This is a genomic window from Streptomyces sp. NPDC002092, from assembly GCF_053593775.1.
Map to the genome: position 1 here is coordinate 375,572 of NZ_JBSFDG010000006.1, position 13,290 is coordinate 388,861.

The following is a 13,290-nucleotide window of genomic DNA, read 5'->3' on the forward strand; positions in this document are numbered from 1 at the left end:
CACCAGTTTTTCGGGGCTTCTGACGGTATTGGTCGGACCACCCCCGCGATTAGACTGCGGCGCACCGGGTGACAGGAGGAACGGCGTGGACGAGACCGCCCCGCAGAAGGGCACGGTGACGCAGCGCGCCATCGAGCGGATCAAGGCGATGATCGGCGAGGGCCGTCTGGAGCCCGGCCAGCGGCTGCCCACCGAACGCGATCTCGCCGTCCAGCTGGGCATCTCCCGCAGTTCGATGCGTGAGGCGATCCGTGCGCTCACGGTGCTCGGCGTGCTGGAGGCCCGGCACGGCTCCGGCATCTACGTCACCCAGTTGGAGGCCGGCGACCTGCTGGAGACGTTCGGGGTGGTCGCCGACCTGTCCCGGGGGCCGCGCCTGGTGGAGCTCCTGGAGGTGCGCCGCATCCTGGAATCGACGGCGACCGCGCTGGCGGCCGCCCGCATCACGCCCGGCCAACTGGCCGAGGTGGAGAAGCACCTGACGGCGATGAACGCCACCGAGGACCCGGAGGTGATCCTCGCGCACGACCTCGCCTTCCACCGCGAGATCGCGGCCGCCGCGGGCAACGACACCATGGCAGCCATCCTGGAGGGTCTGTCCTCGCGCACCTTCCGCGCCCGCGTGTGGCGCGGCTACCAGGAGGAAGGCGCCTTCGCCCGCACCCGCCGTGAGCACGCGGCGATCCACCGCGCCCTGGTGGCCCACGACCCGGAGGCGGCCCGGGCGGCGGCGGCCGCGCATGTGGGCGAGGTGGAGGAGTGGCTGCGGGCGCAGTTGGGCGGTCAGGCGCGACCGTCGGCCCCGCCGCCCTGACGGCGTCCTGACGGACAGGCCGCCTCCGGCTCCGGCCGTCGATACGTTGTAGTCATGCGATATGCCATCTCCATCCCTCAGTTCTATCGAGACGGCCAGTTCGATCCGGGGGCCTTCCGCGAGTACTTCGCGAAGGCCGAGGACCTCGGATACCACAGCGCATGGGCGCAGGACTCGCCGTTGGGGGCCGGGTCGGTGCTGTCGCCGATGGAGGCCATGACGTACGCCGCCGCGTGCACCACCCGGCTGCGGCTGGGCACCACCGTGTTCGTCAGCACGCTGCACCAGCCCGTCCACTTCGCCAAGGCGCTGGCGACCATCGACCAGATGAGCGGCGGCCGACTGGAGGTGGGCGTCGGCTCCGGCGGCCCCCACCGGCCGTTCGCCGCGTTCGGCATGGACAAGGCCCGGTACCTGGCCCGGTTCACCGAGGGCATCACCGTCACCAAGGCCCTGTGGACGCAGCCGAGCGTCACCTTCGACGGCGAGTTCTGGCAGCTGGAGGATGCCGTGCTGGAGCCGAAGCCGCTTCAGAAGCCGCATCCTCCGCTGTGGTTCGGCGGATCAAGCGAGTCGGCGCTCCGGCGTGCGGTGCGGCTGGGCAACGGGTTCTTCGGCGCGGGGGCGTCGACCACGGCCGCGTTCAGGGAGCAGGTCGCGTGCGTCACCGAGGCGGCGGCCAAGGCGGGCAGGACGGACTTCTCGATCGCGAAACGGGTCTACATCGACATCGATGCTGATGCAGGCCTGGCGCGTGAGCGGGTCAACGCCGGTCTGGCCCGCATCTACGGCCGGCGCATTCCCGGCATCGAGGCCGCCGCTATCGCCGGCACGCCGGACGACTGCGTGGCCGCCGTCCGCGAGGTGATCGACGCCGGCGCGGGTCTCGTCCTGTTCACACCGACCGGCGACCCCACCGCCCTCGCGGAGCGCATTGCCACCGAGGTGATCCCCGCACTGTCGGTCTGACCCGGGTGAGCAGTGGCTGCGCTCGCAACTCGCGGGCCTGATCCCCCCACTGCGCGCACGCGGCCGCGTTCAGCCGCTCGCCGCCGGCAGCGAGGCATGGGCACGCTGCGCCTGCGTCTCGGCCCACTCCCGCAGCTCGTTGTTGCCCACCTCCTCGACCGCTGTCTGCAGTGCGGCGCGCGCCGCCGCATCGCGTTCCGCCGGCGGCAACAGCAGATAGCGGTCGACGGCTCGTCGCAGAGCCTCGTGGGACTGACCGCCGGCGATCCAGCGTGCGCCCGGGTTGAACAGCTGCCGCACGCCGGTGAAGAAGACGGCGCCGCCCGCGATCAGCGCGGTCAGCCAGGCCGGGGCATGCAGCCCGGCTGCCACGACCGTCGCCGACGTGGAGGCGAGGGCGCCCAGTTCCGTGGCGTAGTGCAGCCGTCTGGCCCGGTCGCGGGTGCGCCCGTAGAACGCCAAGTCCTGCCGCGCGAGGGCCAGTACCGGGTCCGGCTCCGCGGACCAGTCCGGGTCGGTGACCGTGCTTCGTCTCATCGGCACATCATCGGGGGCGCAGGCGCGCGGAGGAAAGGCCGACCGGGCGGCAACCCGGCCGGCAGTCCACCGATCCCGTCGCCGGGCCGTCTCAGGCCCGCCGGAACCGCAAGGTCAAGGACCGCACCTCCTCGGCTCTGGTCCTCTCGGTGTACCCCGCCTTCCGGGGTCTGGCCGGCCGGTGCGTCGGCCGAAGCGACCGCGGGGTCAGAGCCGGAACAGGGCCCAGACGAGCTTTCCGCCGGCGGCCCGCGGGTTCCATCCCCATGCGTCGCTCAGCACCGAGACGACCTGCAGCCCCCGTCCCGACTCCACGAGCTCGTCGGCCTGCATGGCGACGGGGACCAGGTCGCTCTCGTCGGTGACCGCGCACACGGCGCAGGACCAGCGGTCCCAGTACGCGAGCCACAGCGCCGGCTGCAACTCGGCCCCGCCGTCCGCCGCCTGGCCGTAGCGCAGGGCGTTGCTCAGCAGTTCCGAGACGGTGACCGCCACGTCCTCGACGCGTTCCTGGGTGGCCCGGTCGACCAGTGTCGTTCGCGTGAAATCGCGGGCGACGTGGGCGGATTGGGCGATCGGCGGTACGGCGAGGACCGAGCAGTGGGCGGGGCCGGGGCCGTCCGCGGAGCTCGGGGCGAGGGGAAAGCTCAGCCCGGGCCCGGGCCGGCCGATGTGGTCCACGGCCTGGCACAGCCACTGCCAAGTCTCCTCGATACGCAGGGGGTTGACCGGTTCTGCGACTTGCTCTGCGGACATCGCGACCCCTGGTACCCCTGCGGAGAGAACAACCGAGCGCTACACCTGTGCGAAGTATCGTGCTACGTCCGGCAGTCCGTACGCAAGTGCATCGGCAATTACCGCTGCAATTGCAGATGATCTTGCGAGCAGTGGACGCCGGGCGCTATCGTCCCGCACACCACCCGTGGATGCAATTGAAGATGCAATTGCAGCGCCGACCACGAGTCCACTCAACGCGACTACATCTCAAAGAGGTTCAGATGCAGCACGTGAGCAACGGCATGCCCGCCACCCAGCTGGCGGGGGCGGTTTGGCGCAAGAGCCACCACAGCAACCCCGAGGGCAACTGCGTCGAGCTCGCCGCCCTCCCGGACGGCAGCGTCGCCGTCCGCAACTCCCGCCACCCCCAGGGTCCGGCGCTCGTCTACACCGGCGCCGAGATCTCCGCCTTCGTCCGCGGTGTGAAGGACGGCGACTTCGACGGCCTACTCCCCGCCGGCTGAGGTCGGGCACTCCCGCCGACAGCCGGAGGGCGCAGGCCACCGGTCGGCGCCCTCCGGCCACTTCACGCACCGCAGCCGTACGACGCCTCGGTGCTACCCTCCTTGGTTGAGTCCCGAACACATGCAGCAGACGCAGCCGGTGCGGCGGCGAGGGGATGACCATGACGGCAGTTCAGCGAGAACCCGCTCCCTCCGAGGTCGACGTCCTGAGCCTGCGACGCGGCGGGCCGACCGTGCAGCGCATCATGCTGGGCACCCGGCTGCGCCGCCTGCGCGAGTCCCTCGGCATCAGCCGGGACACGGCCGCTGCGGCCATACGCGCCTCGGACGCCAAGCTGTGCCGCATGGAGCTGGGCCGCGTCGGCTTCAAACAGCGCGACATCGCCGACCTGCTCACCCTGTACGGCGTCCAGGACTCCGCGGTACGCCAGGAGTTCCTGGACTCGGTGCGGCGGGCCAACGAACCCGGCTGGTGGCGGGCGTACGGAGACGCCTTCCCGAGCTGGTTCGAGCAGCACCTGGGCCTGGAGGAGGCCGCCTCCCTCATCCGTACCTACGAAGTCCAGTTCATCCCGGGCCTGCTGCAGACCCCGGAGTACGCCGAGGCTGTCATCCGGCTCGGCCACCCCATCACCTCCCCGGACGCGATCGCCCGCCGGGTCGAGTTGCGGATGACCCGGCAGGAGCTGCTCTCCCGGCCGGACGCGCCGAAGCTGTGGGTCGTGGTGGACGAGGCAGCGCTGCGCCGCCCGCTCGGCGGGGCCGAGGTGATGCGGGCCCAGCTGCAGCACCTGATCGAGGCGGCCGCCTGGCCGAACGTGACGCTCCAGGTGCTGCCCTTCCACGTGGGCGGTCACGCGGCGGCCGGCGGACCGATCACCGTGCTGCGCTTCCCCGTGCCGGACCTGCCGGACGTCGTCTACCTGGAGCAGCTCTCCAGCGCCCTGTACCTGGACAAGCCCGAGGAGGTCGACCACTACCTCGCGGTCATGGACCGCCTGAGCCTGGTGGCCTCGCCGGCCGTGCACTCGGTGCCCTTCCTGGAACAGGTGCTCAAGGAGATCTGAGCCCGCCGCGCCGCGAGATCGACTCACCCAGCGGCCAGCTGATCGCCAGCGGCTGGCATACCTGCGCCGTCATGATGCGGCTGTACGCCGACCGCTACATCAGCAAGGTGGGCGGCCTGGCCTCGCCGGGCATCGACGACTGCGCTGGGTACGGCCGGAAGCCGGACCGCGGACTGGTCCACACCGGAATCGAGGTCCTCAACCAGGACGGCGAGCCGGTCCTGACCATGACCGCCGTGAACTTCCTGCTGCGCCGCACGGCCGCGGGCTAGGCCGCCGCTGCCGGGTACTCGTACCCGGCAGAGAAGGGGGTCGGCAGATGCACGCTCTTGTCGACTGGCTCGCCGACCTGTCCGGGCCCGTGGTCTACCTCGTGGTCACCGCCCTGGTCTTCGCCGAGGACGCGCTGTTCTTCGGGTTCGTCCTGCCGGGCGAGACCGCGGTGATCGTCGGCGGTGTGCTGGCCCGGCGGGGCAACGTGGAGCTGGTCTGGCTGACGCTCGCCGTCGTCCTCGCGGCCATCGCCGGGGACAGCGTCGGCTACGAGATCGGCCGGCGCGCCGGACCGCCGCTGCTCTCCCGCGGGCCCCTGCGCCGACGGGCCGAGCGGGTGGAGAAGGCGCGCGAGCTGATCCGCCGGCGTGGTCCGACGGCGGTCTTCGTCGGCCGCTTCGTCGCCCTGTTCCGCTCCCTCGTCCCGGCGCTGGCGGGCGCCTCGAACATGCGGTACCGCCGCTTCCTGCTCTACAACGCCCTCGGCGGCCTGGTCTGGGGCGTCGGCAACGCCGTCCTCGGCTATGCCGCGGGCGCCGCCTACGAACGCGCCGAGACCATGGTCGGCCGCACCGTCGCCCTGGCCTTTGCCGCCCTCGTCGTCGTGGCCCTCGTGGTCTGGCGAATCCGCCGACACCGCCGCTCCCACTCCTGAGCGACCGCCCGGGCGGGCTCAGACCCGTGACCGGTACAGCTCGAACCGAGCGATGCGTGCGGCGTCCCGCGTCCCTGTCACCCGCAGCCGCCACCGACGGGCCCGTACCGGCGACGGCAGGAGCAGGATGCGGCTCGCGCCGATCGTTCCGGCCCGGGTCACCTCTGCCCAGGCTCCGTCGCGGTACGCCTCCACCACGAAGGACTCCACCTGCTGGCCGTGGCGGATGTCCTCCGCGAGGCGGATACGGTCCACCTCCTGATCGGTGCCGAGATCGACGGTCCGCACGAGGGGCGAGGCGGTCACCCGTGCCCCGCGTGCCAGGTCCTCGGGCAGCTCGCGCTCGATCCGCTCGCGGAACTCCCGCAGCCGTACCACGTCGGTGTCGTGCAGCCGGCCGTCCGTGTCCGGGGGGACATTGAGCAGCAGGACGGAGTTGCGGCCGACCGAGCCGAAGTAGATCCTGGTCAGGTCGTCCACGGACTTGGGCTGCTGGTCCGCGTGGTAGAACCAGCCGTCGCGAAGGGACACGTCGCACTCCGCCAGCCACCACTGGAGGTAGTCCGTCCTCGGCTGGGCGGCGACGAGCGCGGCGCGGCTGCCCTCGTCGGGGGTGTCGTAGGACAGGGCCCAGTCGGTGCGGCCGTACTGGTTCTCCTTGACCGGGATGACGCTCCACTCGTCCTCGCGCGCCAGCCCGCTCTCGTTGCCGACCCAGCGCAGATCCGGGCCGGTGACGGCGATCGCCGCGTCCGGGGCGAGCGTGCGGAGCAGGGTGTACCAGCTGTCCCAGTCGTAGTCCTCGACCTTGCCGGGCGGAATGCGGCCCTGCGCGCCGTCGAACCACACCTCGTCGACGGGCCCGTACTCGGTGAGCACCTCGTAGAGGGTGTTGAGCATGTGGGCGCCGTAGTCGGTGGCCGGCAGGGTGAACGTGCGGTCCGGACTGCGGTCGTCGCCCGGCACCGGGGTGGGGATGGTGCGCTCGGTGCGGGCACTGCCGTTGGCGTACACGCCGTGCAAATACTGGTTCTCGTCGGCGGGCGAGATGTAGACGCCGACCTTGAGGCCGTGGCGGCGCATGGAGTCGGCGAAGGAGCGCAGTACGTCGCCCCGGCCGTCGCGCCAACTGCTCGATGCCATAGCCCTCGGCGCCGAGTGAGGTCGTGGCGGGCCGTACGTCGCTCACGATGTCGCCGGTGCGGGCACCGCCGCCGACGACCGGGACGGTGCCGTGGCCCGCCGCGCGCAGGTCGTCGGCGAGGGTGTCCGCGACCCGGCGCCCGGCGGGGCTGTCGGCCACCAGTCGTGCGCTCTTGCCGTACTGGTAACTGCCCGGTTCCGAAGCCCAGTTGGCCAGCGCGGGGACTGTGAACGGCGTCTTCTCCTGGTCCTGTGCGACCGCCGACGTCGGCGCCGCGAGCAGCGTCAGCGCCGCGGCGACGCCGAGCAGCCGCAGCAGTCTCTTCCTGAACTCACCCATGCCACTCCACCTTGAACACCCACACGTGCTGTCCCGACTTCCTGGCTGCCTCGGGTACGTCGATCACCAGTGCCCCCTTGCTGACGGTCCAGGTCAGCGGGCGGTCGTGGCCGAGCATCGTCACCTTGTCGCCGCCGCGGACGGGCACCGGTGCCTCGACCGTGAGCTTGGCGCCCGGGCGGGTCAGGGAGTGGATGTAGAAGGCCTGGTCGGGGCGGACCGTGAAGCGCAGGTCGTCGCCGAGTTGCGCCATCCGCGACCAGTACGTCGTGTCGTAGATCGCCTCGCCGTTGACCTTGAGCCAGGCGCCCGTCTCGCGCAGCCGGGTCTGCATGATCCCAGGGATGGTGCCGTCGGCGCGCGGGCCGATGTCGAGCAGGAAGTTGCCGTTCTTGGAGACGATGTCGACGAGACTGTGCACGACCTCCTCGGCGGTCATGTAGGCGTCGTCGGGGGTCGCGCTGTTGTAGCCGTAGCTGAAGGGGTCCAGGCCGCGGCTGGACTCCCACTTGGCGACGACCGTGTTCTCGTACGTCGTGTACTCGGGGGTCGTGAAGTCGTGGAAGGCGATGCCCGAGCGGTTGTTGACCGTGACATCGATCGGACGGGCCCGGTTCTTGGCGTGGTTGAAGTACTCGGCGAGGACGTGGAGGCTGTCGTTCACGCCGCCGATGTCGCACCAGATGAGCTCCGGGTCGTAGCCGTGGATCAGTTCGAGCAGCTGCGGGGCCTGGTAGTCCTTCACATAGTCCTTGCCCGCGGTGTATCCGGTGTACGGGACCGGCTCCAGGGTGTATGGATTGCGCGGGGCGTGGCCCATCCACGGGTTGTCGGGGTTGAACCACTCGGGCATCGAGAAGTAGAGGCCGCGGTGGAGTTTCGGTGCGTAGCGCCGGGACGCCTCGAACAGCTCCTTGACCAGGTCCCGTTTCGGGCCCAGCTTCACGGCGTTGCGGTCGGAGACCTTGGTGTCCCACAGGGCGAAGCCCTCGTGGTGCTTGCTGGTCAGCACGTGGTACTGGGCGCCCGCGTCCCGGAACAGCTCCACCCATGCGCGCGGGTCGAACTTCTCGGCGGTGAAGCGCGGGATGAAGTCGTCGTAGGCGAAGTCCTCGCCGTAGGTGGTCCGGTGGTAGGCGTAGGTGGGGTTGTCGGGGTCCTGCATCTGGTCCCAGTACCACTCGGCGTACTGCTTGCCGACCGGCGCCCAGGCGGGGACCGCGTAGACGCCCCAGTGGATGAAGATCCCGAACTTGGCGCCCTGGAACCAGTACGGGGCCTGGTGGGCGGAGAGGGAGGCCTCGGTGGGCTGGTAGTCGGCCGTGCCGAGCGTCAACGGGCCTTTTTGTACGGCTACTTGGGTGCCCCGTCCGGCGACGGACACCGAGCCGTCCCGTTGCGTTCCGGGTGCGGTGCCCGTGCGGTTGCGGATGCCGACGCGGACGCGGGCCTGTTCGCCAGGGTAGAGGCGGCGTATCCGGGCGGGTTCGACGGTGCGGGCGCCGGTGACGTCGACCCGTACGGACACGTCGTCGGCGGCCAGGACGGCGACGGTGCCCGCGTTGACGACGGTGGCCTCGACGCTCTGGGCGCCGGTGGCCGGCAGCAGGGAGTGGGTGGAGTGGGCTTCACGCAGGGCCAACGCCCGTCCCTGGGCGGCTGGTTGCAGGGCGAGTGCGAAGACGTGCAGAGCTGCTTTGTTCGCCTCGGCCGGGTTGGTGACCGGAAGGGTGACGGCGACGGCCTCGCGCTGCGGGTCCAGCCACACCTCCGAGGTGCCGATGCCGACGCTGTGCTCGTCCTTGGTGCCGTCCGGTTTGTAGCGGTAGGGAGCGGACAGGGAGCCGCCGGCCGCGTACCAGTCGGCGCCGGTGAGGCCGGCGGTGCTGGTCGAGCCGTCGGCGTAGTGGACGGTGGCCTTGCCGGAGGCGTTGCCGTAGCTGCCGGCGGTCAGGAAGACGGCCGACAGATAGCGGCCCTTGGGCAGGTCGATGCGCTGGCCGAGTGCGACGACGTTGTTCTTGGCGCCCGCCGTCGCGGCCGGGAAGAGGAAGGGGATGCCGTCGACCTCGACGCGGCCCGCGGGGAGCTCCTCGCCCGGGAACGTGTAGCCGGAGCCGTCGAAGTCGCCGCCGGGGGCGGAGGCGGTGTCGATGCCGTCGTTGTCGTAGAGACCGTCGAGCGGGACCGGGACCGGGTCGGGGACGGGGACCCAGCCCGAGGATGCAGCCGGAGCGTCGGCCGGTTCGGCGGCGTGCGCCTCGGGTGCGATGGTGAGGGGCAGGGCGGCCGCGGCGGCGACTCCGGCAGCGGCCGTCAGGACCTGACGTCTTGGACAGGGACTCATACTCATGAGCGGCTCCCGATTCATCCGATGTCTGATGATTAGATGACCTCAGGGACCTGTCAATGGGGCGTGATCTCACGGGAGTTGCCCTATTGATCGGATGACCTGCGGCGAAGGCGCTACGGCCGACCGGTGCCCGGCAAAAAGTCCAAGAAGAGCCGCCCGAATGTCCAAGAGCGAGTGCTCTCGACGCGGAGGCCGCGGCGGGGCAGAGTGCTCTGCGTACTCATGAGTAGTTGCCTGATCCGCACCCCGAGGAGCGCCCGTGACCAGCTGGGTCGGCCGGACCGCCGCCGAGATCGCCGCCGCCGTACGCGAGAAGCGGGCCACGCCCCGTGAGGTGGTGGCCGAGCACCTCGACCGGATCGAGCGGCTGGACGGGCGGGTCGGGGCGTTCCGGGTGGTACGGGCCGAGGCGGCGCTCGCCGAGGCCGACGAGGTGGCCTCCCGTGATGATCTGGCCGAACTGCCGCTGGCCGGTGTGCCGGTGGCGGTCAAGGACAACCTGGCCGTGCGGGGTGAGTCCAATCGTGTGGGCTCCGCCGCGACGCCGGACACGCCCGCCACCGACGATCACATCACGGTGGCCCGGCTGCGGGCGGCGGGCGCGGTGGTCGTGGGGCTGACGAACGTGCCCGAGCTGTGCGTCTTCGGCACCACCGAGGGCGTCCACGGCACCGCCCGCAACCCCTGGGACCCGAGCCGCACGGCGGGCGGTTCCTCGGGAGGCAGTGCGGCCGCGGTCGCCGCCGGCCTGGTGCCGATCGCTCTCGGCAACGACGGCATGGGCTCGTTGCGCATCCCGGCCGCCAACTGCGGCCTGGTCACCATCAAGCCGGGCACCGGGGTCGTCCCGGCGGGCATCAGCGACGGCGACTGGTTCGGCATGTCGGAGAACGGTCCGCTCGCCACGACGGTCGAGGACGCGCGCCTGATGCTGGCGGTGCTGGCGGACACCGAGACGGCGCCGCCGTCCGAACCCGCCATGCGCAAGATCGCCGTCTCGCTGCGCAGTCCCTTGGCCGGCGTCACCATCAGCACGCCGTACACGACCGCGGCCCGCGACGCGGCCGGGGTGCTGATCAAGGCCGGCCACCAGGTCCGCCGCGCCGACCCGCCCTACCCGCTCTCCCTGAGCACGATGTCCCTCGCCCACTGGACGGCGGGCACGGCGGTGGACGCCCAGGGCCTGGACCCGCGCCTGCTCAACCGGCGCACCCGCGTGCACGCCACCATCGGCCGCCGCTTCCTGAGCAGCGTCCGGGGCGGCGACAGCCGGGAGCGACTGCGCCGCCGGATGGAGCCGTTCTTCGCCGAGTACGACGTCCTGCTCACCCCCGCGCTGGCCCGCCGCTCCCCCAGGTCGGTGGCCTGGCACGAGCGGGGCTGGCTGGTCAACGTCCTCGCCAACACCAACTACTCGCCCCTGACCCCGCCGTGGAATCTGACCGGCTGGCCCGCCATGTCCGTCCCCTTCGGCACCCTGCCCTCCGGCGCCCCCTGCGCGATCCAGCTGGTGGGCCGCCCGGGCTCCGAGGCGATGCTCCTGGAGGTGGCGCAGCAACTGGAGAAGCTGCATCCGTGGCAGCGGACGGCGCCGCTGGACTGACGAGCGCGTGCACGGTCCAGGGTTTTGGTGCGGGGCGACAGCCGCCACTGAGCAGAGCCCCAAGTCCCTTGGTACGGTGCCCCGGTGTCAGCGATCAAGGAGTTCCAAGTCACCTTCGACTGCGCCGAACCCGAGCGCCTCGCTCGTTTCTGGTGCGAGGTGTTGGGGTATGTCGTGCCACCGCCACCCGAGGGGTTTGCCACGTGGGATGATTTCAGGCGTTCGCAGCCACCCGAGCAGCGGGATTCATGGTTCGCCTGCATGGATCCCTCAGGTGTGGGCCCGCGACTGTACTTCCAGCGCGTTCCCGAAGGGAAGGCCGTCAAGAACCGGGTGCATCTTGATGTGCGGGTCGGCACCGGACTCGTGGGGGAAGAACGCCTCGCCGCACTCGAGGCCGAATGCGCGCGGCTGGTTCCGCTCGGTGCGGTGCACGTGCGAACGCTGTACGACGGCAATGATGCGTGCATCCCGATGCTGGACATCGAGGGCAACGAGTTCTGCATCGACTGAGCGGAAGCCCGTGGCCTCCGGGAAAATGGGCTGAAGACGGGATCCTGCCCGTGCTTGCATGGATCGCATGATGTCCACCGACCGTCTGCTCGCCTTCGCGGCGCTGTCCTTCCTGCTGATCGTGATACCGGGGCCCAGTGTGCTGTTCGTGATCGGACGGGCGCTCGCGCAGGGGCGCCGGGCCGCGCTGACCACCGTCGTGGGCAACACGCTCGGCGCCTATCTGCTGGTGGTGGCGGTGGCGTTCGGCATCGGCTCCGTCGTGGAACGCTCGGTCCTGGTCTTCACCGTGCTCAAGCTGGCCGGCGCGGTCTACCTGGTGTACCTCGGGGTGAAGGCGTGGCGTGAACGGGGGTCGCTGCGGGCCGCGTTCACGGGCGGCGAGGCGCCCGCGCACAGCGGGCTGCGTACCTTCTGGGAGGGGTTCGCGGTCGGTGTCACCAACCCGAAGACCATCGTGTTCTTCGCGGCCGTGCTGCCGCAGTTCGTGGACCGCGACAGCGGACACGTCACGGTGCAGATGCTGCTGCTCGGCCTGGTCTTCAACGTGATCGCGCTGGTCTCCGACAGCGTGTGGGGCCTGATCGCGTCCACCGCCCGCGGCTGGTTCGCCCGCTCCCCGCGCCGGCTCTCCCTGGTCGGCGGCGTCGGCGGCCTCACCATGATCGGCCTCGGGGTGACGGTGGCCGTGACGGGACGCAAGGACTAGCCGGGCCCTACAGCGCGCGGTACATCACATGCAGTCCCACCCGGCCGTAACGCGGATGGTCGTACGCCTCCGGGACCGTGCCCAGGATCTCGAAGCCCAGGGACGTCCACAGCTGCACGGCCGGGTTCGTCTCGACGACGGCGTTGAAGACCATCCCCCGGAAGCCCTCGGACCTGGCGGCGGCCAGGACGTGTTCGGCGAGGGCGCTGCCGATGCCGCGGCCCGCCCGGTCGGGGTCGACCATGAAACCGGCGTTGGCGATGTGCGCCGCGGGGCCGCCGTAGTTGGGGGTGACGTAGGCCGAGCCGACGACGGAGCCGTCCTCGTCCTCGACGACGAAGACACGCTTGGCCGGGTTCATCCAAAGGGCCCGGGCCGCCTCCTCGGAGGTGTCCGGGTCCCAGGTGTAGGTCTCTCCTGCGGCGACGATACGGTGCCAGAAAGGCCAGATCCGCGGCCAGTCCTCGGCCGCGGCTTCTCTGATCTGCATGGGCGTGAGTCTCGCACGCCCATGCAGCCGGCGATCGCGAAGGTCCTGCCGGGTCAGTCCACGCTGGGCAGGATGTGGGGCTCGGCGAGGTCGTCCTCGTAGCCTGCCAGGCGAATGGGGGCCGCGTGGGCCCAGACTTCCAGGCTGCCGAGTTCGTCCGACCGTCGGCCGGGGCGCTCCGTGCGTTCCTTGGGGCGCTGTTCGCGATTCGTCTTCTCCGGTGTCACCGCGCACTCCTTATGTGTCGGGTCACCCTCGGGGCGTGCCGACCACTTTGCGGTCCGGCGCCTGACGCCCGCTCGGGTGTGAGTCGAAAGCAGTTCGGACGCGGTGGCGCCGGCAACTCTTGTAGAACAGGCCGTTGTCTGCCGGCTTGCCCCGGGACGGACGTGGGTGTGGGTTGGACCCGTTGGTGCTGTCCGTCCAGTCCAGATTAACCAAATGAGCGGGCATCCGCTCTATGGCGCTGAAAACTTGGGGTTACTGTCATAAGTCGTCCGGTTTCAGACGCCTCTCTTGTCACTCGTTCGGTCTACAGGCGTGCCGAAGGGGCAACACCCGTTCCATGCTGGGTGCGAGGGAC

General features: G+C 70.7%; 14 protein-coding genes and 2 pseudogenes. 9 read left to right on the forward strand and 7 right to left on the reverse strand.

Annotation, left to right across the window (positions count from 1 at the left end):
* The first annotated feature begins 85 nt into the window (after positions 1 to 85).
* The gene (locus tag ACWCRD_RS16760; protein WP_450966546.1) at positions 86 to 814 is read left to right on the forward strand and encodes a FadR/GntR family transcriptional regulator; all 729 of its coding nucleotides are present in this window, start codon (positions 86 to 88) and stop codon (positions 812 to 814) included.
* A gap of 54 nt (positions 815 to 868) precedes the next feature.
* Positions 869 to 1,783, forward strand: coding sequence for an LLM class flavin-dependent oxidoreductase (locus ACWCRD_RS16765; RefSeq protein ID WP_450966547.1), 915 nt, complete (start codon positions 869 to 871; stop codon positions 1,781 to 1,783).
* A gap of 69 nt (positions 1,784 to 1,852) precedes the next feature.
* On the opposite strand, the gene ACWCRD_RS16770 is transcribed toward ACWCRD_RS16765, so the two are convergent.
* Both ACWCRD_RS16770 and ACWCRD_RS16775 read right to left on the reverse strand, forming a co-directional pair.
* On the reverse strand, positions 1,853 to 2,320 hold the full coding sequence (locus ACWCRD_RS16770) for a DUF4231 domain-containing protein (RefSeq protein ID WP_450966548.1): 468 nt from the start codon (positions 2,318 to 2,320) through the stop codon (positions 1,853 to 1,855).
* 207 nt (positions 2,321 to 2,527) lie between these two features.
* Complete coding sequence (locus ACWCRD_RS16775; RefSeq protein ID WP_450966549.1) at positions 2,528 to 3,076, reverse strand: ATP-binding protein; 549 nt, start codon at positions 3,074 to 3,076, stop codon at positions 2,528 to 2,530.
* Positions 3,077 to 3,318: 242 nt separating this feature from the next.
* On the opposite strand from ACWCRD_RS16775, the gene ACWCRD_RS16780 reads away from it, so the two are divergent.
* The 4 genes from ACWCRD_RS16780 (at position 3,319) to ACWCRD_RS16795 (ending at position 5,556) form a co-directional block, all read left to right on the forward strand.
* The gene (locus tag ACWCRD_RS16780; protein WP_450966550.1) at positions 3,319 to 3,561 is read left to right on the forward strand and encodes a DUF397 domain-containing protein; all 243 of its coding nucleotides are present in this window, start codon (positions 3,319 to 3,321) and stop codon (positions 3,559 to 3,561) included.
* A gap of 161 nt (positions 3,562 to 3,722) precedes the next feature.
* The gene (locus ACWCRD_RS16785) at positions 3,723 to 4,628 is read left to right on the forward strand and encodes a helix-turn-helix domain-containing protein (protein ID WP_450966551.1); all 906 of its coding nucleotides are present in this window, start codon (positions 3,723 to 3,725) and stop codon (positions 4,626 to 4,628) included.
* A gap of 71 nt (positions 4,629 to 4,699) precedes the next feature.
* On the forward strand, positions 4,700 to 4,900 hold the full coding sequence (locus tag ACWCRD_RS16790) for a hypothetical protein (RefSeq protein WP_450966552.1): 201 nt from the start codon (positions 4,700 to 4,702) through the stop codon (positions 4,898 to 4,900).
* Positions 4,901 to 4,947: 47 nt separating this feature from the next.
* On the forward strand, positions 4,948 to 5,556 hold the full coding sequence (locus ACWCRD_RS16795; protein ID WP_450966553.1) for a DedA family protein: 609 nt from the start codon (positions 4,948 to 4,950) through the stop codon (positions 5,554 to 5,556).
* Positions 5,557 to 5,574: 18 nt separating this feature from the next.
* Here ACWCRD_RS16795 and ACWCRD_RS16800 read toward each other — a convergent pair.
* The 3 genes and pseudogenes from ACWCRD_RS16800 to ACWCRD_RS16810 all read right to left on the reverse strand — a co-directional run.
* Positions 5,575 to 6,699: pseudogene (locus ACWCRD_RS16800) on the reverse strand (alpha-L-fucosidase); the annotation flags it as partial.
* A 52-nt stretch (positions 6,700 to 6,751) separates the two neighbouring features.
* Positions 6,752 to 7,039: pseudogene (locus ACWCRD_RS16805) on the reverse strand (glycosyl hydrolase family 20); the annotation flags it as partial.
* Entirely contained in the window at positions 7,032 to 9,386 is a 2,355-nt protein-coding gene (locus tag ACWCRD_RS16810) for an alpha-L-fucosidase (RefSeq protein ID WP_450966643.1), read from the reverse strand. The gene ACWCRD_RS16810 and the pseudogene ACWCRD_RS16805, both read right to left, overlap by 8 nt.
* Positions 9,387 to 9,651: 265 nt before the next feature.
* On the opposite strand from ACWCRD_RS16810, the gene ACWCRD_RS16815 reads away from it, so the two are divergent.
* From ACWCRD_RS16815 to ACWCRD_RS16825, 3 genes are all read left to right on the forward strand, one after another.
* Positions 9,652 to 10,995, forward strand: a complete 1,344-nt coding sequence (locus ACWCRD_RS16815) for an amidase (RefSeq protein WP_450966554.1) — start codon at positions 9,652 to 9,654, stop codon at positions 10,993 to 10,995.
* Positions 10,996 to 11,079: 84 nt separating this feature from the next.
* Positions 11,080 to 11,508, forward strand: coding sequence for a VOC family protein (locus ACWCRD_RS16820; RefSeq protein ID WP_450966555.1), 429 nt, complete (start codon positions 11,080 to 11,082; stop codon positions 11,506 to 11,508).
* A 67-nt stretch (positions 11,509 to 11,575) separates the two neighbouring features.
* Entirely contained in the window at positions 11,576 to 12,217 is a 642-nt protein-coding gene (locus tag ACWCRD_RS16825) for a LysE family translocator (protein ID WP_450966556.1), read from the forward strand.
* 7 nt (positions 12,218 to 12,224) lie between these two features.
* On the opposite strand, the gene ACWCRD_RS16830 is transcribed toward ACWCRD_RS16825, so the two are convergent.
* Together ACWCRD_RS16830 and ACWCRD_RS16835 are read right to left on the reverse strand one after the other, a co-directional pair.
* The gene (locus ACWCRD_RS16830; protein ID WP_450966557.1) at positions 12,225 to 12,707 is read right to left on the reverse strand and encodes an N-acetyltransferase family protein; all 483 of its coding nucleotides are present in this window, start codon (positions 12,705 to 12,707) and stop codon (positions 12,225 to 12,227) included.
* Between the two features lie 53 nt (positions 12,708 to 12,760).
* Positions 12,761 to 12,934 carry a hypothetical protein gene (locus ACWCRD_RS16835; protein ID WP_180292383.1) on the reverse strand — a complete coding sequence of 58 codons (174 nt, stop codon included), beginning with the start codon at positions 12,932 to 12,934 and terminating at the stop codon, positions 12,761 to 12,763.
* Between the last annotated feature and the right edge of the window lie 356 nt (positions 12,935 to 13,290).

Bases quoted from the DNA above. Each gene is read 5' to 3' on its own strand.
- ACWCRD_RS16795 (WP_450966553.1), top strand. From the start codon at position 4,948: ATGCACGCTCTTGTCGACTGGCTCGCCGACCTGTCCGGGCCCGTGGTC.
- ACWCRD_RS16765 (WP_450966547.1), top strand. From the start codon at position 869: ATGCGATATGCCATCTCCATCCCTCAGTTCTATCGAGACGGCCAGTTC.
- ACWCRD_RS16825 (WP_450966556.1), top strand. From the start codon at position 11,576: ATGATGTCCACCGACCGTCTGCTCGCCTTCGCGGCGCTGTCCTTCCTG.
- ACWCRD_RS16770 (WP_450966548.1), bottom strand. From the start codon at position 2,320: ATGAGACGAAGCACGGTCACCGACCCGGACTGGTCCGCGGAGCCGGAC.
- ACWCRD_RS16780 (WP_450966550.1), top strand. From the start codon at position 3,319: ATGCAGCACGTGAGCAACGGCATGCCCGCCACCCAGCTGGCGGGGGCG.
- ACWCRD_RS16810 (WP_450966643.1), bottom strand. From the start codon at position 9,386: ATGAGTCCCTGTCCAAGACGTCAGGTCCTGACGGCCGCTGCCGGAGTC.
- ACWCRD_RS16775 (WP_450966549.1), bottom strand. From the start codon at position 3,076: ATGTCCGCAGAGCAAGTCGCAGAACCGGTCAACCCCCTGCGTATCGAG.
- ACWCRD_RS16790 (WP_450966552.1), top strand. From the start codon at position 4,700: ATGATGCGGCTGTACGCCGACCGCTACATCAGCAAGGTGGGCGGCCTG.
- ACWCRD_RS16785 (WP_450966551.1), top strand. From the start codon at position 3,723: ATGACGGCAGTTCAGCGAGAACCCGCTCCCTCCGAGGTCGACGTCCTG.
- ACWCRD_RS16830 (WP_450966557.1), bottom strand. From the start codon at position 12,707: ATGCAGATCAGAGAAGCCGCGGCCGAGGACTGGCCGCGGATCTGGCCT.